Below are 24,569 nucleotides of genomic sequence, written 5' to 3'. Positions count from 1 at the left end.
TTGATCGCCGCCCACCCCGAGCAAAGCCGGCGGGCGTTGTCGGCGACGCTCTGCCAGGCCTGGGACTGGCGCCAAGCCAATGGCGCCCTGCGCGCGATGGTGTGCCGGGGACTCATGCTGGCGCTCGCGCGCGAGGGCCACATCACGTTACCGCCGGTGCGCCGCCAACCCCCCAATCCCTTGGGTGTCCGCGCGCGCCTCGCACGTGGTGCCCCGGCGCCCCTGGCAATCGATACCACGCCGCTTACGGGGTCCTTGCGCGCCTTAGGGGCGCTTACGCTCGTGTCGGTCCGGCGAACCCCCGCCGAGGCCCTCTTCAAGAGCCTGATGGAGGCCCACCATTATCTGGGCTACACGCAGCCGGTGGGCGAACACGTCAAATGCATGGTCTATGCCGGGGCGCGCCCGGTGGCGCTCGGCGCGTGGAGCTCGGCCCCCCGGCATCTGGGGCCCCGGGACCGGTTCCTCGGCTGGTCGCCTGCGGTGCGCCGCCAGAACATCGCGGGTATTGCCTATAACACGCGCTTTTTGATCCTGCCGTGGGTCCAGGTCCCCCACTTGGCCTCGCACGTTCTTTCCCGTATGACCCGGGCGCTCCCCCAGGCCTGGCAAGAGGCCTATGGCCACCCGGTGTATTGGGCCGAGACCTTCGTCGATACGACCCGCTATCGCGGCACCTGCTACCGCGCGGCCAACTGGCAGGTCCTGGGCCAGACCCAAGGGCGCGGCAAGGACGATCAGACCCACCAGGCGAACCGCAGTGTGAAAGACGTATTGGGCTTGCCGCTGACGCGGGAGCTACCGCGCGGCCAACTGGCAGGTCCTGGGCCAGACCCAAGGGCGCGGCAAGGACGATCAGACCCACCAGGCGAACCGCAGTGTGAAAGACGTATTGGGCTTGCCGCTGACGCGGGATTATCGCGCCCGCTTGTTGGGCGTGGCATGAGCGGGCACAAGAAGCGGGCGCGGCCCGCATCGCCACAACGCCTTGCGGTGCCGATCACGGATATCACCGCCATCGTCGAGCGAACGCGCGCGGTCTTGAGCACCGAAGAACACGCCGCCTTACGCGCGGCCGTCGATACCCTGGCCTTGGTTCAGGCCGAGTTGCAAACCAAGAATGCCTCGCTCGCACGGTTGCGCAAGATGATTTTTGGGGCTCGCACGGAGAAGACTCGCGCCGTGCTCGGGGGAACGCAGGCGAGGATCGTCATGCGCCAGACACCGAGGCGGCGGGATCGGACGCGACGCCCTTGCTGCCACCAGATCCCTCTTCACCAAAACCCAAGGCCCCCGGCCATGGCCGCAACGCTGTGAGTGCGTACACCGGGGCCGAACAGGTCACGGTGGCGCATCCCGACCTCCACAGCGGGGATGCCTGCCCCCACTGCCTGGAGGGGACACTCTATCGACAGAACGAGCCCGCCCAGTTGGTGCGTATTATCGGCATGGCGCCCTTGAGCGCCACGGTCTATGCCTGCGATCGACTGCGCTGCCATCTGTGCGGCGAGGTCACCACCGCCCCGGCCCCGGAGGGCGTGGGACCCGAGAAATACGATGCCACCGCGACCAGTATGGTCGGGCTGCTGAAGTATGGCGCAGGCCTCCCCTTTAACCGCATCGAGACCTTGCAGGCGGGTATGCGCATCCCGTTGCCGGCCGCGACCCAATGGGACCTGGTGCGTAAGGCTGTCCCCGTGTTGGCCCCGGCGCACGCGGAACTCTTGCATCAGGCGGCCCAAGCCCCGGTGCTCTACAACGACGACACGACCATGAAGGTCCTTAAGCTGACAAAAGCGCAGCGGGCCGCGGCGCTTGCCGACGACGCGCACACCGAACGCACCGGGATCTTTACCTCCGGCATCGTCGCGACCGAAGAGGGTCGTCAGATCGCGCTCTTCTTCACAGGCGTCCGGCACGCCGGCGAGAATCTCGCTACGGTGTTAGCGCATCGTGCAGCCGATTTGCCCGCCCCCATCCAGATGTGCGACGGGCTATCACGCAACGCCCCCAGCGACTTCGACACGGTGATGTCCTCTTGTCTCGCTCATGCACGTCGTAAGTACGTCGAATTGACCGAGACCTTCCCAGAAGAAGCGCGCTTCGTGCTGGAGACATTGCGTGAGGTCTATGGGACCGAGGCCCGCATCCAGGCCGAGGGTCTCGACCCAGAACCGCGACTCCTGCGTCACCAAGCCGAGAGCGCACCGCGCATGGCGATCTTGGAGCAGTGGATGCGCACGCAGTTTGAGGAGCGCCGGATCGAGCCCAACTCGACGCTGGGCGCCGCCATCCGTTACATGCAGAAGCGCTGGCCCGAACTCACGCTATTCCTGCGCGTGCCGGGCGCCCCGCTCGATAACAATGTGACCGAAAGGGTTCTGAAAAAGGCCATCCTGCACCGAAAGAATGCGCTCTTCTACCGTACTCTCAACGGCGCCTATGTCGGCGATACGTTCATGAGCCTGATCCATACCGCCGAACTGAACCACGTGGCCCCATTTGAGTATCTGGTGGCGCTCCAGCGTCACGGGGACGCGGTCGCCGCGAACCCCGCCGACTGGATGCCCTGGAACTACCAGGCGACGCTCGCCCAGCAAAACCCCGGCCCTGAACCCCCCGATTAGCCGATCTGCACGGCTGGATGCCCTGGAACTACCAGGCGACGCTCGCCCAGCAAAACCCCGGCCCTGAACCCCCCGATTAGCCGATCTGCACGGTGGCCGAGCGTTTTACGCATCTCTGCCGGAAGGACACGAAGGACGAGGGTTTCTCCGTGGAGGCCGGGACTCGTGGCGACGCGCACATCGACATCCTGACCCAGGATACGTGTCTGGAAACGCCCATCCTGCGGGAGACGACGCTCGGCGATGTTCATTTGGGCGAGCAGTTTGAGGCGCGAGATCATACCCTGTTCGATCACCTTGGGCGGGGATTCCCGCTCGCGCAAGACGCCATCAATGCGTAGCCGAACGAGCAGGCGCTGCTCCTGCGGTTCGAGGTGGATATCGGAGGCGCCAGCCTCCACGGCGGCTGCCAGGAGTGCTGTGACACGCGCCACGACCGGTGCATCCAAGGCCTGATCGCGGAGTGCAAGCGCGCCGTTGTGACCCGATGTTTCCGGCGATGCGGGGGCCAGATTGTTCTTGTGAAGGATCGCATCCCGGGATCCATACAGCTGATCGAGACGCGCCAGGATCCGGTCGCGCTCGTCCGCCACGGCCCGCACCGTCTGTCCCGTGAACAGGGCCAATGCATCAAGACTGGTGGTATCGGTGGGGTCGGCCATGGCCACCACGATTTCCGCGGCGCTCTGAGTCAGCGGTACGATGGCGTACTCGCGCAGAAAGCGTAGCGAAAGCCCCTCCCATATCAACGGTGCAGCAGGATAGTGGACATCGGTCATCGTCGGTCTCCCTCAAAAAGGGCGGCGGGTTGGGGTCTTGGCATCGCAGGGGCGTGGCCGGCGATAATCGCCGCGATTGCGTAAGTACCATCTCGTTGCCACAAGACGCGGTAAGGGTGGATGGCAACGAGCCGCCAGCCATGAGCGCGCGCGCCGACCGATCGCCAGACCTCATGGCGCACGGTTCCAACGAGGGCTTGCAAGGCGTCGGCTGGGCCTGCAATGCCAAACACCTGTAGGCGTGGGTCGCTTTGCGCAGGCAGGAGTCGCCAGTGATAGACATCATGTATTGACCTGCCCGGCCTCAAGCGACGTGGGTTAAGCTTACGGCCGGGTAAACCACCATCAACTCAGAGCCACCATTGAGGGGGGCAGGTCATGACAAAGTTTAGCAAGTACGTGGGGCTGGATACACATAAAGACACGATCGCGGTGGCCATCGCCGAGGCCGGCCAGAGTAAGCCCCGCTATTACGGGGAGATCGCCAATACCCCGGAGGCGGTAGCCAAGCTCGTGAAGAAACTGAGCCCCCAGGGGGAGGTCCTGTCGTTCTGCTATGAGGCCGGTCCGTGCGGTTATGGGATCTATCGCCAGCTGACCCATCTGGGCCACGACTGCGTGGTGGTGGCGCCCTCGCTGATTCCCGTAAAACCCGGGGATCGGGTGAAGACCGACCGCCGGGACAGCGAATCGCTCGCCCGCTTGCATCGCGCCGGCGAGCTCACCGCCGTGTGGGTCCCGGGCCCGGAGCAAGAGGCGGTGCGCGATCTCACCCGCGCCCGCGAAGACACCAAGGCCCTGGAGCGCCAGGCCAAGCAGCGTCTGTCGGCCTTCCTCCTGCGCCATGGCCGCCTCTATGCCGCGGGCAAGACGAAGTGGACGAAGGCCCATGGTGAGTGGCTCATGACCCTCACGTTCGAGGCCCCGTCCCAGCAGATCGTCTTCCAGGAATACGTGGACATCGTGGCCCATCTCGCCGGTCGGGTGGCGGCGCTGGAAGAGGAAATGGTGCGGGTCCTGGACACCTTCTCGCTCGCGCCCGTGGTGCGCGCGCTCATGGCGCTGCGCGGGGTGTCGCTCATCACGGCGCTCACCGTGGTGGCCGAGATCGGCGATCTCACCCGATTCACATCGCCCCGCCAATTAATGGCGTATCTCGGGCTCGTCCCGAGCGAATCCTCCAGCGGCGCCACCACCCGCCGCGGTGGCATCACGAAGACCGGCAACGGGCACGTCCGGCGGGTCCTGACCGAGGCCGCCTGGTGCTACCGCTTCCCGGCCCGCAAGACCGCCCACTTGCAGCGAAGGGCTGGGGACACCAGCGATCCCGTGCAGGCCATCGCCTGGAAGGCCCAGAAGCGCCTCTGTGGCCGCTATCAGCACCTGCTCCGGGCTGGCAAGATCAAGGTGCAGGTGTGCACGGCCATCGCCCGCGAGCTCACGGGCTTCCTGTGGGCCATCGCGTGCACCGTCTAGGCGGAGGCTCGGTAACATGCCGCGAATATAATATTTCGAGTGATCGTGAAATCATCTATTGAACCATAACCAGGAAAAGTGAGTCTTTGGATCAAGGCATGAGAGGCCGGTGGGAGAATCCTCGATCTCCCTATGAGGCGCAGACACACACCTGCGACCCTCGATGATAGAGCGAGGCAGCTCCACGACGAAGCGAAGTCAGGCGGTACCCAACCCGCGTATATCAGAGTGATCGACCGTCGTTAACAGCCGCTCGTGCCTTGACTCAAGGACTTACGAATCCAAGGAGAGAAAAGATAGAAGAAAACCATGCCGCTAGTTGACAGGTCAAAACATATCAGGGAAGGGGATCTTTCGTTGAGGCGACGACGCGAGGAAACGTCCGGTCGGCCCGAAAAGGGTCGCGCTTTAATATGACCGCGCGGGCAGTTGCGCGCGTCGGGAGGAGATGAGGGCCTTGCCGCGTACTCCTTTCCATCAGTGCTCGGGGGGCGCTATGGGGGGAGGGCAGGGGGAGCACGGCCGCGATCAGGGCGAGAACGAGGCCGACGATGCCCAAGCGCTGGACAGTCTGCCAGAGGAGGGCGCGCCAACCGGGGGGCCATGCCGGCGCGGGATGGTCCGCACCGCAGCGAAATCGGTTGACGATGGCCTGGAAACGCAAGCGCCCCTCCATTGCTCCCATCATTCGCCTCCTCGGCTCGCTGTCTGCGCGCCGCGCCGTGCCGAGGGGGTGTCGAGAGGCCGGTCGATCGGTAGTGTGTCAAAGAAGCCGCCGCCCGCCGGCACGATCCATTCCGCGGGGCTTGCGGAGACGGATGGGCGGATCGTCGGGACGGGCCTGATTGGGCGAGAGGGGTGGCCGGGCGCAGTCGCGTGTCCCGGGTGCTGGATCAAGCGCCTGAGGAGCGCCATCTGATGGCGCAGACGCCCGCTGAGACGCGCAAGCGTCCCGGGGTCGGAGACGACATGCGGTGTGATGAGAAGTAAAAGCTCCTCTTTCTGATGGGTCGTATCCACGGTCGAGAAGAGATCGCCGAGAAACGGGATATCCATGAGCAGGGGTACGCCGATGCGATCGTGATTGGTGGCAGTCGAGATGAGGCCCCCGATCACGGCCGTACTGCCGTTCTTCACCGTGAAGGTAGTCTGCGCGGTGCGCGTCGCGAAGGTCGGCGCCTGGATATTGGCCACGGCCGTCGTTCCCTGGACGCTGCTCACCTCCTGATAGATCTTCATGGTGACCCGCCCGTCGGCGTTGATGCGCGGAGTCACGCCAAGGAGGACGCCCGTGCTTTGGTATTGAATCGTATTGGCGGTGGCCAGGCCCGTTGCCGAGCTTGTCGTGGTAGTAAGACTCGCGACCGGGACCGGCACCTGGTTCCCTGATATGTTTTGACCTGTCAACTAGCGGCATGGTTTTCTTCTATCTTTTCTCTCCTTGGATTCGTAAGTCCTTGAGTCAAGGCACGAGCGGCTGTTAACGACGGTCGATCACTCTGATATACGCGGGTTGGGTACCGCCTGACTTCGCTTCGTCGTGGAGCTGCCTCGCTCTATCATCGAGGGTCGCAGGTGTGTGTCTGCGCCTCATAGGGAGATCGAGGATTCTCCCACCGGCCTCTCATGCCTTGATCCAAAGACTCACTTTTCCTGGTTATGGTTCAATAGATGATTTCACGATCACTCGAAATATTATATTCGCGGCATGTTACCGAGCCTCCGCCTAGACGGTGCACGCGATGGCCCACAGGAAGCCCGTGAGCTCGCGGGCGATGGCCGTGCACACCTGCACCTTGATCTTGCCAGCCCGGAGCAGGTGCTGATAGCGGCCACAGAGGCGCTTCTGGGCCTTCCAGGCGATGGCCTGCACGGGATCGCTGGTGTCCCCAGCCCTTCGCTGCAAGTGGGCGGTCTTGCGGGCCGGGAAGCGGTAGCACCAGGCGGCCTCGGTCAGGACCCGCCGGACGTGCCCGTTGCCGGTCTTCGTGATGCCACCGCGGCGGGTGGTGGCGCCGCTGGAGGATTCGCTCGGGACGAGCCCGAGATACGCCATTAATTGGCGGGGCGATGTGAATCGGGTGAGATCGCCGATCTCGGCCACCACGGTGAGCGCCGTGATGAGCGACACCCCGCGCAGCGCCATGAGCGCGCGCACCACGGGCGCGAGCGAGAAGGTGTCCAGGACCCGCACCATTTCCTCTTCCAGCGCCGCCACCCGACCGGCGAGATGGGCCACGATGTCCACGTATTCCTGGAAGACGATCTGCTGGGACGGGGCCTCGAACGTGAGGGTCATGAGCCACTCACCATGGGCCTTCGTCCACTTCGTCTTGCCCGCGGCATAGAGGCGGCCATGGCGCAGGAGGAAGGCCGACAGACGCTGCTTGGCCTGGCGCTCCAGGGCCTTGGTGTCTTCGCGGGCGCGGGTGAGATCGCGCACCGCCTCTTGCTCCGGGCCCGGGACCCACACGGCGGTGAGCTCGCCGGCGCGATGCAAGCGGGCGAGCGATTCGCTGTCCCGGCGGTCGGTCTTCACCCGATCCCCGGGTTTTACGGGAATCAGCGAGGGCGCCACCACCACGCAGTCGTGGCCCAGATGGGTCAGCTGGCGATAGATCCCATAACCGCACGGACCGGCCTCATAGCAGAACGACAGGACCTCCCCCTGGGGGCTCAGTTTCTTCACGAGCTTGGCTACCGCCTCCGGGGTCCAGATGGGTCAGCTGGCGATAGATCCCATAACCGCACGGACCGGCCTCATAGCAGAACGACAGGACCTCCCCCTGGGGGCTCAGTTTCTTCACGAGCTTGGCTACCGCCTCCGGGGTATTGGCGATCTCCCCGTAATAGCGGGGCTTACTCTGGCCGGCCTCGGCGATGGCCACCGCGATCGTGTCTTTATGTGTATCCAGCCCCACGTACTTGCTAAACTTTGTCATGACCTGCCTGCTAAACTTTGTCATGACCTGCCCCCCTCAATGGTGGCTCTGAGTTGATGGTGGTTTACCCGGCCGTAAGCTTAACCCACGTCGCTTGAGGCCGGGCAGGTCAATACATGATGTCTACCTGGATGGCTGCGGTATGGTTGCTCGTGCACAGGATCTGCGGCGTGGAAAGGATATGGACGTGCGTGCGGCTAGCGAGCGCCTGAAAGAGACCTCGCAAACCACCAGCCGGCCCGAATACGCCGTAACTCAAGCCCGCGGCGACACCGAGCGCCGGTGGATTGGTCAGGGCGCTCATGGTGGAGTTTACGGCGCCGACACCGGTATACGGGCCGCCATGAAAAGCGGTGCCCTGATTACGAAAAAAGTATTCGATGCCGTATTGCAGGTTCTTGTTCAGCGTGACGTCGGCAATCATCGCCTGGATGAGGACCTGTCGGGGCGGTGTATCGAGGCGCGCCAGTATCGAACGCAGTTCCAGGTAGACCCGTTCCGGGGCGCGAATCACGAGCGCGTTATCGGCCTCGTCGGCCACAACCGCAATATCATGATCGGATGGTGTTCTTTGGCCGGGAAGCACCGTTTGTTGGGTGTCTGGGGGGCGGGATGCCCCTAAAGTGAGGCTTCTCGGGAGCGCGAGGCCCGTGACACCAGAAGACGTTTCCCCGAGCGTTCCGGCCGCCCCTAACGAGGCCCCCAGGGTGCTGAGCGGCATGGTTTGCGGGGTCGATGCGGCCACTTGCGCGATCGGGATATGCAGAAGGTGACCGAGCACCGAGGCTATGGTGGCGGCATCGCCGTTGCGGACGTTGTAGATGTGGATGTCGCCCCGTCCCGACGTTGCCCCGCGCGTGTCGAGCACGGCGATCCAGTGGAGCATCTGTTGGAGGCTTGCGTGGTCCGCGGCGACCACGAGAAGCGCACGCTGGCTTGGTAGAGGCAACGGTACGGCGCCTGGCAAAAACCGTTCACCCAAGGTCTCCTGAGCCTTGCGGATCGCGAGCAGTTCCGGCAGAAGCGCGCGGATCGCGATAAAGCGCGGGTGCACCAGGCGAAAGATGAGCCCCTGGGCATAATGGGCCACGATACGGCGAGCGGCTTGCGTCAAGGCAACGACACGACGGCTGACCCCATAAAGCAGGAGCGTACGATCACCCGGACCCACGCGCAGGCGGATGTTGGGGGTCAGCAAGGGGTGCAAAGCCGCTTCCATGGCGCTCGCCGGGACGTTACCGAGCGCAAGGATCTCGAGACGGTAGCGGGGACCGAAACGTTCAGGGATGCCTGGGACGGCGGGCAGGGCCCGTTCCACCACCCACATCTGATCCCGGCGCACCAGTCGCAGGTGGTTCATGGCCATGATGAGATTCACGAGATGGCGGATTTGCGTCTTGGCGAGCGGCGCGCTCGCCTGGAGATTGACCCGCCCCGCGACATTGGGCGAGACCACATAGGTGTAGCCGAGGACTTTTCGCAAAAGAAGGTCCAATACCCGATGGATATCGGCGTTATTGAAGTCGATGACAAGCGGTGCTGGTGCGCGCGATGTGCGCTTCGATGCGAGCGGCGGGGCCAGCGCAGCGGTGGTTTGCCCGCCTGGGCTTGCCATGACCCGGGTTGAGACGAGCAGGATGCTTATGAGCAGGGAGGCGCGAGCGAAGCGGTGCGGTCGTCTGGAAACGGGCCTCATGGCGACGTCCTGAAGAAGGGAAGGATAAGGGCCAGACGAAGGCCCACGGCCGCGCTTCGCTCGTGACCAATCGCAAGGTGCGTCAGGCACAGGGCCAGGGCGAATTTGTCCTCAGAAGATTCCCGTCCCTATAGAACAACTTAACCTCGGTCACTGGACAAGCCTGCAGCGCTGCGGCATCATGGGCGTATGGAAGCACCCCCGATAGCCAGTTTCGGCTCACGTCGATTACAGACCCCCTGGGGCAGGTCACGACCTTCCGCTATGCCGATCCCCAGTATCCTTTGCAGGTCACGAGTGTCACCGACCCCTTCGGGCGCACGGCGACCCTCACCTATGACGGTGAGGGCAGGCTTACGAGTACGACCGATCCCCTGGGGATGACGTCGCGCTACACCTATAGCGGCACGGGGACGACTATTACCGGCCTCACCACTCCGTACGGTACCACTCATTTCCAAAGCGCCATCGTCGGTGATATGCGCCTGCTCACAGTCACAGATCCCCTTGGGCATACCGAGAAGATGGAGTACATCCAGGGGGTGAGCAGCATCCCGTTTTACGATGCCCATTCGCCGGCCGGCATGGCGCTCTTTACATCCAACATGAACGACCGGGACACCTACGTCTGGAACCCGGACGTTTATGCCCAAGCCCCGAGCGACTTTACCAAGGCCACGATCTATCACTGGCTGCACTCGCAGGTCGGGCTCACGTCCCGTGTGCTGGAAAGCATCAAGCATCCCTTGCAGAACTGGCTTTGGTACAGCTACCCCAACCAGTTCTGGGTGGGCGGGGTCGGGACGCTCGACAAGCCCTCGGCGATCGGCGTGCAGCTGGGTGACGGAAAGACCGATCTCACGACGCTTGCGCGCAATGCGACCGGACATGTGATCGAACGGGTGGGTCCCGACGGCCACACGACCTTCATTTCCTACGCGGCCAATGGCATCGATCCGATCACGGTCAGTCAGCAGACCCCGCAAGGCCCGGTCGTGGTGGCGCGCGCGACCTACAATGCTCAGCACGAGCCTTTGACCACGACCAACGCGGCGGGTGAGACCACCACCTACACCTACAATGCCGCCGGCCAGCTGACGAGCAAGACCAATCCGTTGGGCGAGACCACCCGCTACGTCTATGACGCGTCCGGCTACCTCTCGACCATCGTCAATGCGAATGGCCAACCGCAGGCCCGATTCACCTACGACTCCGAGGGGCGGGTGGCCTCCTATACCAATGCCGGCGGCACCACGGTGCGCTACACCTACGATGCCCTGAACCGGCTGACCGGCATTACCTACCCCGACGGTACGACGCGTACCTATACCTATCAAAATCTGAATGTCGTGGCCGTGAAAAACCGCCTGAACCAGATCACACGCTATGGCTATGACGCGGATGGCCGCCTCATCTCGATCACAAATCCCACCGGGGCGGTCACGACCTTGACGCGCAACGCCGATGAGAAGGTGATCGCGATCACGGATCCCGACGGCCATACCACGGACTGGATGCGGGATATCGAGGAGCGGGTCATAGGCCGCACGGGACCGCTGCAACACGTCACCACCTGGACCTATGGGACGGGCGCCGGGCGCCTCCAGGGTGTCACGGATCCATTGGGGCAGACTACGGCCTACGGTTATACCCTGGGGGGCAAGCTCGCAAGCCTCCAGTACCTCCATGCGCAGGTTCCCACGCCAGGCGTCATCTTCACCTATGGGGCGAGCTTTCCACACCTCATTGCGATGACCGATGGCACGGGCACCACGCACTACGCCTATGGCTCCGTTGGCGCCCCTGGTGCGTTGCGTCTCACGACCGTCCAGACCCCGCTCCCGCAGGCCACGATCCGGTACGCCTACGATGCGAACGATGATCTCATCCATCAGTCCATTAATGGGCAAATGCAAACCTTCGGCTATGACGCCTTGGGTCGTCTCACCGGTGACACAAACGCCCTCGGGGCCTTTACCTACGGCTACCTGGGCCAAACGGCCCTGGTCACAAGCCAGCGCCTCGCGGGAAGTCCGGTGGCGATCCGTTACCGCTATTTGTCGCCGACCCACGACGATCGTTTACAGGCCATCCTGAACACGGTCGCGCGCGGTCAGCCGCCCACGAGCTTTTCCTACCGCACCAACGCCTTAGATGAGATCACCCGGATACAGGCCCGTCCGGTGATCCCCGGCGGTGGTCGATCGCCACGCCCCCGTGATCGCAATGAGGGCGACTCCGCGGGCTTTCGTCTCTTTGCCCCGGTGGACCACCCCACGGATGCCCTGTTCGGGGGAGAGGGGGAAGAACACGAGGGCCGGTCGCTCGGTCCTGGTCCCGGTTACGGAGGCCCCGTCGGCGCATTCTTGGGTGTCGCGAGTCTTACCTATGATGCGGACCAGCGCCTTGTGGGCACCACCGGCAATCTCTTCGGCCGGACCCGCTATACCTACGATGCCGCCAATAATCTCCTGGCGGTGCACAACAGCCGGCGCCCATTCACCGGCTACTACAATGCCGCCAATGAGCTTATCGCCGCCAGCGGTCGGACGCTGACCTACAACGCCGATGGCGAGCTCACAAACGATGGCGCCCGCACCTACACCTGGGACGCAGCCTATCGGCTGGTAGCGGTCCGCGACGGCACCGGGACGATCACAACCTTCGCCTACAATGGTCTCGACGAGCGGGTGGCCACCATCACGCACGCCGGACAGGCCGCCCCGGTCACCACCGACACCCTCTGGTGCGGGATCACGATCTGTGCGGCCTTCACGCCCTCCGGAACATTGACCGCCCAATACTTCCCGCAAGGCGCCCTGGCTTACTACGAGCAAGCGGCTGCCAATGGCAGTCTCGTCGCTCGGAGTGCCCTTGCATGGCAATGGCTACAGGGCCGTTACGGTGCACGAAAAATTGCACCGGGCATTCGTTTATGGGTGCACACTATGCGGGATATAGCGAAGGTTTGTAAGGAGGCGGGGCGTAGCGACGAGCGCGTTCTCCCCTGAAGCAGTTGGCCATCTCTTCGGCCGGACCCGCTATACCTACGATGCCGCCAATAATCTCCTGGCGGTGCACAATAGCCGGCGCCCATTCACCGGCTACTACAATGCCGCCAATGAGCTCATCACCGCCAATGGCCGGACGTTCACCGACGCCGACCCAAGACGATCGTTTACAGGCCATCCTGAACACGATCGCGCGCGGCCAGCTGCGAGCTTTTTCTACCATACCAACGCCTTAGATGAGATCACGGGGAGACGCGGACCTCGCCACCCATGTCGAGCATTGCCACGTCATCATCCAGCGGCCGAAGATTGGCGTGCACTATGGTTTCTGAGGGTCCGCGAAGGCGCGGCGTCTGCGCTGGTCCGCCGTGCCGTCCGTCAATGGGTGTGCGTGTGGGGGCGTAGACCATCGGCGAGGATGCGGAGCACATTGCCAGCAATATTGATGCACGACCATCGGGGATCACTGTTTCCGAGCGTTTTTGTGGAGGTCGCCACGATCGTGCGCGCTACCGGCCCTGTGGTCGGCGATGCCTATGCTATCGCGTGCGGACGATGGCTCGACGTTCAGGGACTTGGTGTCATGAATGGCGAAGTCCCGCGAGTTGGAGGGTCAGCCTCTAGGACCGTTCGCCGGTTCGTGGTAGATTTTGCCGCTTATCGGGCCCCGAACACCGTCCCTCAAGGGCATGCGGGTCCATTGTCCCACTGATCCCGAGCGTGGGCCGTGTCAGGTTTTCGGGATGGGAACGAGAGGGGTGCGACGTTGTTTTGGATCATGGGGGGATTGTTCGTGGCCGTCTATGGGCTCCTTTGGGGTCTTGTGCGGTTTTCCGAATCCGTCATCCGGGCCCGTGAAGGGGGCAACCGATGATGGATGTGCTGCTTGCGCTCATCGTCGCGGTGGCGGCCTATCTGGTGTATGCGATCCTGTATCCGGAACGGTTCTGAGGGATGAGCCCCACGGCCTTCTGGCAGATCGTCCTCGAACTCCTGGTGGCAGGCGCTATCAGCGTGCCCTTCGGTCACTATCTGGCGCGCGTCTTTCAGGACCAAAAGACCCTGCTCGACCCGGTACTGGACCCGGTCGATCGTCTGATCTATCGCCTCATAGGCCGAGACACCGTGAGTCAGCCGATGGATTGGAAGGGCTACGCGGCCAACATGCTGCTCACCAACCTCCTGATGGGGCTTCTCATCTACGGGATCTTGTCGTGGCAGGGGCACTTGCCGTGGAACCCCCTGCATTTTCGGGACGTCGATCCGTTTCTGGCCTTCAATACCGCGGCTAGTTTCATCACCAACACCAACTGGCAGAACTATGGCGGGGAGTCGACACTGTCGCTCTTTAGCCAGATGGCGGCCATCACCTTCCCGATGTTTACCTCGGCGGCCACAGGCTTTGTGGTGGCCATCGCATTCTTCCGGGCGCTCGGGCCGGCCCGCGACAAGGGTCGCAACCTCGGCAACTTCTACCGCGATTTCGTGCGCGTGCTGACGCGCGTCTTCCTTCTGCCTTGCCTTTTCATCACCCCGATCCTGGTATGGACGGGGTCGCCGGAGACGCTCACCGGTATGGTCACAGCGCACCTCATCCAGGGGGGCACGCAGCACATCCCGATGGGGCCTGTGGCCGATCTTGAGGTCATAAAGCACCTCGGCACCAACGGCGGCGGGTTCTTCAACGCCAATTCGGCGCACCCCTTCGAGAATCCGACACCCCTGTCGAATATCATCGAGACCCTGCTCATGATGGTGACGCCGATGGCGCTCGTCATCACCTTCGGACGCATGGTCGGCAACCCGAAGCTCGCGCGCGTCATGTACAGCGTCATGGCGTCCATGTTGGTGGTGGCGGTATTTGTTGCCGTGATCGCCGAGCAGCGCGGCACGCCTCTTCTGGCCCACGCCGGCCTCATGCAACACGCCGGTGGTGGCCAGATGGGCGGTAACATGGTCGGCAAGGAAGTACGCTTTGGCATCACCCAAAGCGCGATCTTCGACACCGTCAGTACCGCGTTTACGACCGGGACCGTGAACTCCATGCTCGACAGCTACACCCCTCTGGGCGGCATGGTCTCGCTCGTGCAGATGATGTTGAACTGCGTATTCGGCGGCAAGGGTGTCGGGGTGCTCAATTTCCTCATGTATGGGCTGTTCGCGGTGTTCATTGCCGGCCTCATGGTCGGCAGGACGCCGGAGTTCCTTGGCAAGAAGATCGAGAAGCGGGAGATTGTGCTGGCGTCGCTCGCGCTTCTGGTCCATCCGCTCATCATCCTGATCCCGACCGCGTGGTCGCTGGTCGCCCCCTATGGGGTAAGCTCGCTTGGCAACAGCGGATCGCACGGTCTGTCGGAAGTCCTTTACGCCTTTACCTCGGCGGCCGCCAACAACGGTTCGGCGTTCGCCGGCCTGAACGGCAATACCCCTTGGTATAACGTCTCGCTCGGCCTTGTGATCCTGTTTGGACGGTACGCCTCGATCATCTTCATGCTGGCGATCGGCGGGTCATTGGCGGCCAAGCCACCCGTGCAGGAGACCATAGGGACCCTGAAGACGGGTCATTGGCGGCCAAGCCACCCGTGCAGGAGACCATAGGGACCCTGAAGACCGACACCGCGCTATTCGGGGGATTCTGGTTCGCCACGATCATCGTGGTGGGGGCGCTCACCTTCTTCCCAGGCCTCGTGCTCGGGCCGATCGCCGAGTATTTCGCGCTCTACGCCCACCATGCGATGTCCGGAGTGGGGCGATGAGCGAGGCCGCCGCCGGCGCGTCCGGCCATACCGAGATACGCCGCAAGGGCACGCGCGAGCTCGTGGCTCAGGCGGTCGTCGATTCTTTCCGGAAATTCCACCCAGCCGTGCAGGTCCGGAACCCGGTCATGTTCATCGTGTGGTTGTCGATGTTCGTGACCCTGGCCTTGACCTTTGATCCGGGGCTCTTTGGCAAGACCAATGTGACAGCTGCCTATAATGGGTCTGTGACCGCCATCTTGTTTTTCACGGTATGGTTCGCCAACTTCGCGGAGGCGCTGGCGGAAGGCCGGGGCAAGGCGCAGGCCGACAGCCTGCGTCAGACGAAGACCGACGTGACCGCGCGGCGCATAGTCGATGACGACACCTTCGAGGTGATCATGGCCGGTGCCCTGCGCAAGGGTGACCGCGTGCGTGTCGAGCGCGGGGAGATCATTCCGACCGACGGCGAGATTCTCGAGGGCATCGCATCGGTCGACGAGTCGGCGATCACCGGCGAGTCTGCGCCCGTGTTGAAGGAGCCGGGGACCGACATGTTTTCGACGGTGACCGGCGGCACGCGCATCCTGTCCGACTGGCTGGTCTTTCGGGTCTCGGCTGACCCCGGCCACACCTTCCTTGATCGCATGATCCATCTCGTGGAGGGTGCCCGGCGCCAGAAGACGCCCAACGAGATCGCGCTCACGGTGCTGCTTGCGGTGCTGAGTCTCATTTTCCTGGTGGTGGTGGCGACATTGAAGCCGCTCGCCGCGTTTCTCCATATCAATCTCGATGTCGCCACCCTGATCGCCTTGCTGGTGGCCTTGATGCCGACCACGATCGGGGCACTGCTGTCGGCGATCGGCATCGCCGGCATCGATCGCGCAACGCGCTTCAATGTGCTGGCGATGTCCGGGCGCGCGGTGGAGGCCGCGGGTGATGTGCAGACCCTGATCCTCGACAAGACCGGCACGATCACCATGGGCAATCGGCAGGCCACCGAGTTCGTGCCCCTGCCTGGTCATGACGAGAGCGATGTCGCATCGATCGCGCTCGCCGCCTCCTGGTACGACACCACCCCCGAGGGACGCTCCATCGTGGCGCTGGCCGTGGCGCGCGGGGCCAAGCACGATCCCGCCTGGGAGCGGGGGCAGGGGGTCGAGTTTACGGCCGAAACGCGCATGAGCGGTACTGACCTGCCGGATGGCCGCAAGGCGCGCAAGGGCGCGGTGGCGGCGGTGGCGCGCTATGTCCAGGAGGGGTTCAAGACCACCGCGCCCGCGGAGCTGAAGGATGCCGCCGAGTTGGTGGCGCGCAAGGGCGCGACGCCCTTGGCGCTCGCCATCGACGGGGATCTTGTCGGGGTGATCGGCCTGTCGGATGTCTTGAAGCCGGGCATGCGCGAGCGCTTCGCCCACATGCGCAGCCTCGGCATAAAGACGGTCATGGTCACCGGCGACAACCCGATCACCGCGCGCGTCATCGCCGAGCAGGCCGGGGTCGACGATTTCGTGGCCGAGGCCAAGCCCGAGGACAAGATCCGGGTGATCCGGTCCGAGCAGGCCCGGGGGCGGCTCGTGGCCATGACCGGGGACGGCACCAATGACGCGCCGGCGCTCGCCCAGGCGGATGTCGGGCTCGCCATGCATTCGGGGACGGTGCCGGCGAAGGAGGCCGCCAATATGATCGACCTCGATTCCGATCCCACAAAGCTGATCGATGTCGTGGCGATCGGCAAGCAGCTTTTGATCACGCGCGGCGCGCTCACGACATTTTCGATCGCCAATGACGTCGCCAAGTATTTCGCGATGTTGCCAGCCATGTTCATGCTCGCGTTGCCGGGGGTCTCGGCGCTCAATATCATGCATCTCGCCACCCCCGAGAGCGCGGTCCTGTCGGCGCTCATCTTCAATGCGATCATCATCCCGATTCTCATCCCGCTGGCGCTGCGCGGCGTGCGTTTTCAGCCGACCACCGCCAATCACATGTTGGCGCGCAATGTCTTGCTCTATGGGCTCGGGGGGCTCATTGTGCCGTTCATCGGCATCAAGGCCATCGATCTTCTGCTGAGCCCGTTTCTGCGTTAACCATAAGGAGGCGCCGTGTCGCGTATGTTCGGGACCGCCCTACGCCTGACCTTGCTGAGTTGGGCGCTGTTCGGGCTTGGCTACCCGCTGCTTGAAGTGGGCATCAATCAGCTCGCGTTTCCGGGCGCCGCCAATGGCAGTCTGGTGCGCGTAAAGGGCCAGGTGGTGGGTTCGCGCCTCATCGAGCAGCGGTTTACGGGGGGTAGCTGGTTCCATGGCCGGCCCTCGGCGGTCCATATGGACCCACGTTCGTCGGGGGGCTCCAACCTCGGTCCTTCGAGCCCGAAGCTCGCGCGTCATCTCGCGGCACGGCGTGCGCGGCTGGTGGCCCGCCACCCGCATCTCGCCGGCCGGCGACTGCCAGCCGACATGATCACGAGTTCGGGGTCCGGCCTCGACCCGGACATCACCCCCGCCAACGCCTATTTGCAGGCCCCATGGGTCGCCCGCGATCGCGGCTTGCCGCTTGCGGTGGTGCGCCGTCTCGTGGCCCGCCATATACGCGGACCATGGCTTGGGCTCTTTGGGCAGGCGCGTGTCGATGTCCTGTCCCTGAATCTGGGGCTAAAGCGCATCACCGCCCGAGCCCGCCATGCTAGGATGAGGCCCTAGGGCCCGCAAGGGCTTCGACCGGCGACCCCGGCGGACATTATGAACGAACCACCGAGTATGATGTCCTCTACGCAAGAGGATATCCTGAGTACGTTGAAGGAGCGCCCGGCCGGGCGCCTCAAGATCTACATCGGCTCGGCGGCCGGGGTCGGGAAGACCTATCAGATGCTGCTCGAGGCGCAGAGATTGCGCAGCGAAGGCGTCGATGTCGTGCTCGGCTATATCGAGACCCACGGTCGCGCCGAGACCGCGGCGCTCGTGGGCAATCTCGAAAAGGTCCCGCTGCGGCAGATCCGCTACCAGGACCGGGTATTCGACGAGATGAACCTGCCGGCGATCCTCGAGCGGCGCCCGCAGCTGGTCGTGGTCGATGAGCTCGCCCATTCGAACATCCCGGGAACCGAGCACCCCAAGCGCTATCAGGATGTCGAGGATATTCTGAGGGCCGGCATCAACGTTATCTCCGCTGTCAACATCCAGCACATCGAAAGCCTGAATCCCTACGTCGAACGGTTGACCGGGGTGAAGGTGCGTGAAACCGTACCGGATCGGGTGCTCGCCGTCGCAAGCGAGATCATCAATATCGATCTGTCGGTCGAGGACCACAGGGAGCGGCTGCGGCGCGGGAAGATTTACCCAACGGAGAAGGTCGAAAGCGCGCTACGCGGCTTTTTCACGCCCGAGAATCTCGCCGCCATGCGCGAGATGGCGCTGCGCGAGGTGGCGAGCAAGGTCGAGTATCAGACCGAGGAGCAACGACTGTTGCGCGAGGCGGGGCCCTTGCGCCGCCCGGAGCGGGTGGTCGTCTGTCTCGGGCCCGACCACGCCGCGAATGTGGCCCTGCTGCGCCGCGGGGCACGGGTCGCCGGCCGTTTGAACGCCGATTGGTTCGCGGTCACCGTGGTCAGGCCCGAGCTCGCGCCCGGCAAGGCCTTGAGCCCGGTGCGCAAGGAGTTCCTGAAGCTTGAGCGGCTGGCCGAGGAGCTTGGGGCGCGGTTCGAGGTTCTCGAGGCGCATAGCGTGCTCGATGCCCTGGTGAGTTTCGTCGACGAACACGGCATCACCATGGCGATCTTTGGCAAAAATCGGCATGTGGGCTGGCGCCTGCGCATATTCAAGTGGCTCACGCTCGAGTTTCTGAACCATACGGAGGGAGTCGATGTGCAAATCGTTGACACCGACGAGCGCGACGCGTCAGCGCGTAACTAGGACAAGCCATGCTACGATCACTCAGTAATCGCCTTATAATCGCCATTTCCGCCGTCGTGTTATTGCTCGGGGTCCTGGGTGCGCTGCTGGTCAGCCGCATCAGCGGCCTGGGCGGGACCACCCAGGCGATTCTTCGCACCAACGCCCATTCGGCCGCGGCCATGAGCAAGATGCGCGAGGCCGCGCAGGCCTATGGTCTTGCCACGCACGCCCGCACCCGGGCACGCATCGCCACACGCTTCGTGGCCGCTTGGCAGGGCTTCAAGGACGACAGCCGTGGGCTGCATGTGGCGGCCGAGCGGGCGCAGGTCGAGGCCGCCTGGAAGGCCTACCGTCATGCCCCCGATACCGCCCGCCTGCGCACGCTCGATAACGCCCTGCAGGACCTGAAGATCGTGGGTCGGACCGCGATAGCCGCGCGCGAACACCATGCGATCGTCGCCATCAAGGATCTGACGATCTTCGCCTCGCTTGGGCTTGGCGCCTCGCTGCTCGTGATCCTGATCCTGTCGGTATGGATGGTGCGGCTCATCTTGCGGCCCATGCGCCAGTTGGCTCGCGGCATCCACGATCTGAACCCGTCTGGCACCCACCGCGAGCTCGAGCGCTATGGGCTTTCGGAGTTCGATGATCTGACCCGTGAGTTCAACGGGCTTTTGCGGCGCCTCGATAAGCATGAGCGCGGGAATACCGACAGGCTGGTCTATGAGAACGCCAAGATCGACGCCCTCATAAACTCCATAGACGACGGTCTCGTGCTTTTGGATCGGCAGGACAAGATCCTGCACGTGAACTTCATGGCCGGGATGCTGCTTCAGACCGAACCGGGGGAGTTGCTTGGACGCAACATCAACGATCTCAATATCGCCACGCGTTTTTACATGAATCTGCGCAACGCGCTGGTATCGCTGCGCCGGGAAGACCAGGACGAGCCGCAGTACAGCCGTAACGAGTTTTCCTTGACCATACGTGGCCGCCTCCACTCCTATATCCTGAAGACCGTCCCGTTCCGCGACAAGGGTCGCAGCATCATCGGACTCATCGTGGTATTGCAGGACGTCACCGAATTGCGTCATGCCGAGCACCAGAGGACGCAGCTTCTGGCAACGCTGTCGCACGAACTGAAGACCCCGCTCACGAGCCTCAGTCTCAGCATAGGAACGCTCTATGAGACGGCCCACCAGGAAAACTATCTGCATCAGGTCCGTCAGCTGCTCGAGGTCGGCCGCGAGGAGGTGAGTCGCCTGACGATGCTGGTGGAGGATCTCCTGGACGTATCGCGCCCGGATGCCATTCGCACGAGCATTGAGCTAAAGCCCCTCGAACTCTGCGAATTCCTGCGGCGCCAGGCGCATTCCTTTCGTCTTCAGGCGGATCTCCAGGACGTGGATCTGGTCGTAAGATGTCTGCCGGATGTGGCGGTGAACGCGGATCCGGTGAAGCTTGGGTGGGTCTTCAACAATCTGCTATCCAATGCCCTGCGGCATACGCCTCTGCACGGGCAGATCACCATATCGGTGTCGACGCCCAATGAGGAGGAGGTCCTGGTGGAGGTCGCCGATACCGGTCGCGGCATACCGCCCGAGGAATTGCCGCATATCTTCGACTGGTTCACGCAGGGGGCTGCCGATCGGCATGGTTCGGCGGGCATGGGGCTTGCCATCGTACGGGAAATGGTCGAGGCGCATGGTGGACGCATCACCGTGACATCGAGAGTAAACGAAGGAACACAGTTTCGCATCACGCTCCCCCGACGCATGACCACCGGCGACCTGCCTTTGCAGCCGGTCGTACCGCTTCCCGCGAGGCCCTGAACCATGGCTTCCGTTCTTATCGTCGATGATGACCGCAAGATCCGTCTGACGCTCGGGATATTTCTCGAGCGGCGCGGGTATCGCGTGCGTGACGTGGCGTCCGTGAAGGCGGCGCTGACGACCCTGAAGGAGTTTCGTGCCGATATCGTTCTGTCGGACCTTAAGATGGAGGGCGCGGGCGGCATCGAGCTTTTGACGGCCATAAAGAGTGACTACCCGTCGTTGCCGGTCATCATCATGACGGCTTATGCCACTGTCGAGAAGGCCGTGGAGGCCATCAAGCTCGGCGCCGCCGATTTCATCGTAAAGCCGTTCGCGCCGGCCGAGATCGAGCAGTTGCTGAGCCGCAACATCCACATTCAGGGCCTTGAGGCCGACAACCACAACCTGCGCATGGCGCTGGGCGAGGAGGACCTCATGACGCGCTCGGAGGCCCTGCGGCGGACCCTGTCCATGGCCGAGCGCTTCGCCCACAGCGAGGCGACGGTTCTCGTATTGGGCGAGAGTGGTACGGGGAAAAGCATGATCGCCCGCCGCATCCATGCCGCAAGCGCCCGCAGCCAGGGCCCGTTCGTCGAGGTCAACTGCGCGAGCCTTTCCCCCACGCTTCTCGAAAGCGAGCTCTTCGGGCACTGCAAGGGGGCGTTCACGGGTGCCGTGAAGGACAAGGTCGGACGACTCGAGTCCGCCGACGGTGGCACGTTGTTTTTGGATGAAGTGAGCGAATTATCGGCCGAAGGGCAGGCGAAGCTTTTGCGTTTTTTGCAAGACAAGGTATTTGAGCGGGTCGGCGAGCTGAAAACCCGTGCCGTCGACACGCGCATCATCGCCGCGACCAATCGCGACCTCCGCCATCTGGTTGCCGGCGAAGGGTTCCGGGAGGATCTGTACTACAGGCTCAACGTGGCCGAGGTCTTCATGCCGCCGCTACGCTCGCGACCGGAGGACGTCCCGTTTCTGGCAGAACGCTTCCTGGCGCAGGCGGCGGCCCGAAACGGCCTTTCGTCGATTCCGGTGATGGAGGATGAGGTAAAGTCGCGTATCGCCCGCTACAATTGGCCGGGTAACGTTCGGGAGCTTCAGAACGTTATAGAAAGGTGCGTTATTTTGGCGGGCTCTGGGCGCATAACCATGGAGCATCTTCCGGATCGTTTTCTGACGTATTCCGCGCCTTAGCCCTTGCGTGTCTCCCATGGGGCATCCCCGCCCCGAGGTCCGGTTCTTGAAGAAACTGTTGATGGCGGCGCTGACCGCGGGTGTCCTGCGAGGGACCGTGTGCGCGCACGAACGGGCAGTCTGGAGCATCGACGATCATGTATCGGTGGCCTATCGTCTGACAGACCTGCATTACGTGGAACCGAGTGATACCTGCGCGCTCGCGGTGTGCACCAATGCCCCGCAGTCCCGTTACTTCGACCGTGAAAGCGGCTTTATAAACGGCCTTCATGCGAGCCTAACGGGGCTTTTGCTCGGCGACCGGATGTACGCGCGTCTGGCCTATGACAGGGTAAGTGGAAACGTCCGTTATCAAGGGTATGCGCAAAATGGAACGCCGATCCCAAACGGGGTGTCGGGCGCCATCATTTCGAGCTACGGGATTCGTCTGGGCGCGGCGTTTCCCGATGGGGTGGTGATGGCCGTGCCGTTTATCGAGTATGGGCACCACGCCTGGCGGCGATTGATCGGGGTCGGGACGAGGCAGGCCTATGAAGAGGACTATCACCACGATTACGTGGCGCTGGGCGCGCTCATCCAGGTGGCATTGACGCAGCGCCTGGTGGGTAGCGTCTACGCCGCCGCCGGACAGACCTTGAATCCGGCGATCGCGGTCGCGGCACTCGGCTTTTCGCAGGGTCTTGGCACGGCCCCGCTTGTCAAGGCGGGGGCTTCCTTGGACCTGCGGCTGTCGCGCTGGCTCGGGCTGTATGCCGCGGTCCGCTACACGCGTTTCTCGTACGGGCAGAGCGCGCCGCAGGAGTCTGGTAATCTTGTTATCATGGAGCCCCAGAGCGATACAGTGATTGCCGACTATGAGGGCGGGTTGCGGGTCTTCTTCTAGGCGCGAGCGGTTGTTCTTCGCACTGTGGCCCGGCGAGGATGTGCGCGCACGGCTCGCGGCGCGCGCCGGCGAGTCGGCAGGCAGGCCGGTGGCGGCCGACGGATACCACATGACACTTGCATTCGCGGGTGCCGTCGAGGCCGATGACCGGCGCGTCCTGGAGGCGGGGGCCGCGGGTGTGTCGGGGGAGGCGTTCGTGTGTGTTTTGGATGAGATGGCCTGGCTTGGGGCAGGCGACATCGCGGCGCTTGCGCCTTCGCGCCCGCCACCGGCGCTGCTCGCGCTTGCGGAGCATCTGCAGCGGCTGGTCGCCGCGGCCACGGGGAGGGTGCCGACGCACCGCTACCGCCCCCATGTCACGCTCGCGCGCCTGACCGCGGCGGATCCGCGATGGGCCGCGCCGCCGTCCGAGCCGGTGCGGTGGGCCGTGGCCGACTATGTCCTGTGCCGGTCGCGGCGCGAGCAGCCGGGGGTGTACGATGTCTTGGCGCGATGGCCGCTGTCATGAAGGCGTATGACATCTTTCTCACATTCTTTGTCGTCGTCGACCCCATCGGCCTGGTGCCGCTCTTCGGGGCGCTGACGGCGGGCGCGAGCCACGAATATCGCCAACGGATGGCGGTGAAGGGCGTACTGATCGCCGCCTTGGTACTGCTATTTTTCGCCGTGAGCGGTTTTGCCGTGTTGCGGGTCTTGGGGATAGGGCTCTCGGCCTTCCGGATCGCGGGCGGCATCCTGTTGTTTCTGCTTGCGATCGACATGGTTTTTGCCCGCCACTCCGGACTGCGTTCGACGACCCGGCGCGAAACCGAGGAGGCGCGGGGGCGCAATGACATCTCGGTATTTCCGCTCGCCATCCCGCTGCTCGCCGGTCCCGGGGCGCTCACAAGCCTTCTGCTCATGCTTTCGGCTGCCCATGGCCGCCTTATCGCGATCGGGCTGCTCCTTGGTATACTGGCTCTGGTGTTGGCCATCACGCTTGCGGTACTGTTGTCGGCCGCGCGCATACTGGCCTTGATGGGCGAGACCGGGGCCAACGTGGTGACCCGTTTATTGGGCGTGTTGTTGACGGCGCTTGCGGTCCAGTATGTTCTGACCGGTATTCGCGTGGGGCTCCTGCACTGCGCGTGAGAGGAGGTCTTGGTGGACATCCGGCCATTCGATGGGAATCGCGAGCGCGAACTGGTGGTGGTCGCCTACGCCCTCTACGTCGTGGGGTTTTTCGGCATGCTGGCGCCGAGCATCCTGGCCCTAGGCCTCAATTACTGGCGACGTGATCGCAGCGGAACCTGCTACGGGAGCCATCACCGCTGGATGATACGGACCTTCTGGTGGGGCCTTCTGTGGGCCGCCGCCGGTCTCTTCCTCTTCTTTGCGCTACTCGGCTACGCCGTGCTTATCATGGTGAGCATATGGTGGGTGTACCGCGTGATCCGCGGGGCCCTGGCGCTCGCGGACGAAGAGGCCATGCCGCCGAGCCCCCTGCAGGTCACAAGTCACTCTGCTTAAAAAATGGCGCGGG

At 63.6% G+C, this 24,569-nt stretch carries 19 protein-coding genes and 1 pseudogene; 16 read left to right on the top strand and 4 right to left on the bottom strand.

From position 1 onward, the window contains the following. Together C4901_RS13225 and C4901_RS13220 are read left to right on the top strand one after the other, a co-directional pair. Positions 1-1,317 (top strand): Druantia anti-phage system protein DruA, encoded by a 1,317-nt coding sequence (locus C4901_RS13225; RefSeq protein ID WP_205736014.1) that lies wholly within the window; start codon positions 1-3, stop codon positions 1,315-1,317. Beyond that, positions 1,314-2,627: an IS66 family transposase gene (locus tag C4901_RS13220; protein WP_168185729.1), complete on the top strand. Its 1,314-nt coding sequence runs from the start codon at positions 1,314-1,316 to the stop codon at positions 2,625-2,627. The genes C4901_RS13225 and C4901_RS13220 overlap by 4 nt, the downstream gene beginning before the upstream one ends. Here the strand turns inward: C4901_RS13220 and C4901_RS13215 are convergent. Further along, the gene (locus C4901_RS13215; RefSeq protein ID WP_110137729.1) at positions 2,624-3,406 is read right to left on the bottom strand and encodes a GspE/PulE family protein; all 783 of its coding nucleotides are present in this window, start codon (positions 3,404-3,406) and stop codon (positions 2,624-2,626) included. The genes C4901_RS13220 and C4901_RS13215 overlap by 4 nt on opposite strands. Before the next feature lie 378 nt (positions 3,407-3,784). Between C4901_RS13215 and C4901_RS13210 the strand changes: the two genes are divergently transcribed. Beyond that, on the top strand, positions 3,785-4,882 hold the full coding sequence (locus tag C4901_RS13210) for an IS110 family transposase (protein WP_110136456.1): 1,098 nt from the start codon (positions 3,785-3,787) through the stop codon (positions 4,880-4,882). 684 nt (positions 4,883-5,566) lie between these two features. Here the strand turns inward: C4901_RS13210 and C4901_RS13200 are convergent. The 3 genes and pseudogenes from C4901_RS13200 to C4901_RS13185 form a co-directional block, all read right to left on the bottom strand. Further along, positions 5,567-6,259, bottom strand: a complete 693-nt coding sequence (locus C4901_RS13200; RefSeq protein ID WP_168185728.1) for a type II secretion system protein GspD — start codon at positions 6,257-6,259, stop codon at positions 5,567-5,569. 349 nt (positions 6,260-6,608) lie between these two features. Then, positions 6,609-7,824 (bottom strand): annotated as a pseudogene (locus tag C4901_RS13195) (IS110 family transposase). A 109-nt stretch (positions 7,825-7,933) separates the two neighbouring features. Continuing rightward, positions 7,934-9,520, bottom strand: coding sequence for a secretin N-terminal domain-containing protein (locus C4901_RS13185; RefSeq protein ID WP_110137724.1), 1,587 nt, complete (start codon positions 9,518-9,520; stop codon positions 7,934-7,936). A 284-nt stretch (positions 9,521-9,804) separates the two neighbouring features. Between C4901_RS13185 and C4901_RS13180 the strand changes: the two genes are divergently transcribed. The 13 genes from C4901_RS13180 (at position 9,805) to C4901_RS13125 (ending at position 24,556) form a co-directional block, all read left to right on the top strand. Beyond that, a complete protein-coding gene (locus C4901_RS13180) occupies positions 9,805-12,531 on the top strand; it encodes an RHS repeat domain-containing protein (RefSeq protein ID WP_110137723.1) in 2,727 nt (908 codons plus the stop codon). Between the two features lie 870 nt (positions 12,532-13,401). Next, positions 13,402-13,482 carry a K(+)-transporting ATPase subunit F gene (gene kdpF / locus C4901_RS19540; protein WP_110137722.1) on the top strand — a complete coding sequence of 27 codons (81 nt, stop codon included), beginning with the start codon at positions 13,402-13,404 and terminating at the stop codon, positions 13,480-13,482. Between the two features lie 3 nt (positions 13,483-13,485). Next, positions 13,486-15,129 carry a potassium-transporting ATPase subunit KdpA gene (gene kdpA, locus C4901_RS13170; protein ID WP_205736012.1) on the top strand — a complete coding sequence of 548 codons (1,644 nt, stop codon included), beginning with the start codon at positions 13,486-13,488 and terminating at the stop codon, positions 15,127-15,129. Then, entirely contained in the window at positions 15,114-15,287 is a 174-nt protein-coding gene (locus tag C4901_RS18185) for a potassium-transporting ATPase subunit KdpA (RefSeq protein ID WP_205736011.1), read from the top strand. Before kdpA ends, C4901_RS18185 begins: the two co-directional genes overlap by 16 nt. Continuing rightward, positions 15,284-17,353, top strand: a complete 2,070-nt coding sequence (gene kdpB, locus C4901_RS13165; RefSeq protein ID WP_110137721.1) for a potassium-transporting ATPase subunit KdpB — start codon at positions 15,284-15,286, stop codon at positions 17,351-17,353. Before C4901_RS18185 ends, kdpB begins: the two co-directional genes overlap by 4 nt. 24 nt (positions 17,354-17,377) lie before the next feature. Next, a complete protein-coding gene (gene kdpC, locus C4901_RS13160; protein ID WP_110137720.1) occupies positions 17,378-17,965 on the top strand; it encodes a potassium-transporting ATPase subunit KdpC in 588 nt (195 codons plus the stop codon). 39 nt (positions 17,966-18,004) lie between these two features. Continuing rightward, the gene (locus C4901_RS13155; RefSeq protein ID WP_110137719.1) at positions 18,005-19,174 is read left to right on the top strand and encodes a histidine kinase; all 1,170 of its coding nucleotides are present in this window, start codon (positions 18,005-18,007) and stop codon (positions 19,172-19,174) included. A gap of 8 nt (positions 19,175-19,182) precedes the next feature. Continuing rightward, positions 19,183-20,988, top strand: a complete 1,806-nt coding sequence (locus C4901_RS13150) for an ATP-binding protein (protein ID WP_110137718.1) — start codon at positions 19,183-19,185, stop codon at positions 20,986-20,988. A gap of 3 nt (positions 20,989-20,991) precedes the next feature. Then, a complete protein-coding gene (locus tag C4901_RS13145; RefSeq protein WP_149917154.1) occupies positions 20,992-22,164 on the top strand; it encodes a sigma-54 dependent transcriptional regulator in 1,173 nt (390 codons plus the stop codon). 46 nt (positions 22,165-22,210) lie between these two features. Next, positions 22,211-23,047 (top strand): hypothetical protein, encoded by an 837-nt coding sequence (locus C4901_RS13140; protein WP_145960728.1) that lies wholly within the window; start codon positions 22,211-22,213, stop codon positions 23,045-23,047. Positions 23,048-23,057: 10 nt separating this feature from the next. Beyond that, positions 23,058-23,555 carry a 2'-5' RNA ligase family protein gene (locus C4901_RS13135; protein WP_168185727.1) on the top strand — a complete coding sequence of 166 codons (498 nt, stop codon included), beginning with the start codon at positions 23,058-23,060 and terminating at the stop codon, positions 23,553-23,555. Next, positions 23,552-24,178 carry a MarC family protein gene (locus C4901_RS13130; protein WP_110137715.1) on the top strand — a complete coding sequence of 209 codons (627 nt, stop codon included), beginning with the start codon at positions 23,552-23,554 and terminating at the stop codon, positions 24,176-24,178. The genes C4901_RS13135 and C4901_RS13130 overlap by 4 nt, the downstream gene beginning before the upstream one ends. 12 nt (positions 24,179-24,190) lie before the next feature. Further along, positions 24,191-24,556 (top strand): hypothetical protein, encoded by a 366-nt coding sequence (locus tag C4901_RS13125; protein WP_110137714.1) that lies wholly within the window; start codon positions 24,191-24,193, stop codon positions 24,554-24,556. Positions 24,557-24,569: the final 13 nt, after the last annotated feature.

This window comes from Acidiferrobacter sp. SPIII_3 (assembly GCF_003184265.1).
Lineage (GTDB): Bacteria > Pseudomonadota > Gammaproteobacteria > Acidiferrobacterales > Acidiferrobacteraceae > Acidiferrobacter.
Note: the sequence above shows the minus strand (reverse complement) of the source record. Positions and strands in the feature narration are given on the sequence as shown.

Coding starts and splice junctions, on each gene's coding strand:
- C4901_RS13215 (WP_110137729.1), bottom strand. CDS start 3,406: ATGACCGATGTCCACTATCCTGCTGCACCGTTGATATGGGAGGGGCTT.
- C4901_RS13210 (WP_110136456.1), top strand. CDS start 3,785: ATGACAAAGTTTAGCAAGTACGTGGGGCTGGATACACATAAAGACACG.
- C4901_RS13185 (WP_110137724.1), bottom strand. CDS start 9,520: ATGAGGCCCGTTTCCAGACGACCGCACCGCTTCGCTCGCGCCTCCCTG.
- kdpF (WP_110137722.1), top strand. CDS start 13,402: ATGATGGATGTGCTGCTTGCGCTCATCGTCGCGGTGGCGGCCTATCTG.
- kdpA (WP_205736012.1), top strand. CDS start 13,486: ATGAGCCCCACGGCCTTCTGGCAGATCGTCCTCGAACTCCTGGTGGCA.
- kdpB (WP_110137721.1), top strand. CDS start 15,284: ATGAGCGAGGCCGCCGCCGGCGCGTCCGGCCATACCGAGATACGCCGC.
- kdpC (WP_110137720.1), top strand. CDS start 17,378: ATGTTCGGGACCGCCCTACGCCTGACCTTGCTGAGTTGGGCGCTGTTC.
- C4901_RS13155 (WP_110137719.1), top strand. CDS start 18,005: ATGAACGAACCACCGAGTATGATGTCCTCTACGCAAGAGGATATCCTG.
- C4901_RS13150 (WP_110137718.1), top strand. CDS start 19,183: ATGCTACGATCACTCAGTAATCGCCTTATAATCGCCATTTCCGCCGTC.
- C4901_RS13145 (WP_149917154.1), top strand. CDS start 20,992: ATGGCTTCCGTTCTTATCGTCGATGATGACCGCAAGATCCGTCTGACG.
- C4901_RS13130 (WP_110137715.1), top strand. CDS start 23,552: ATGAAGGCGTATGACATCTTTCTCACATTCTTTGTCGTCGTCGACCCC.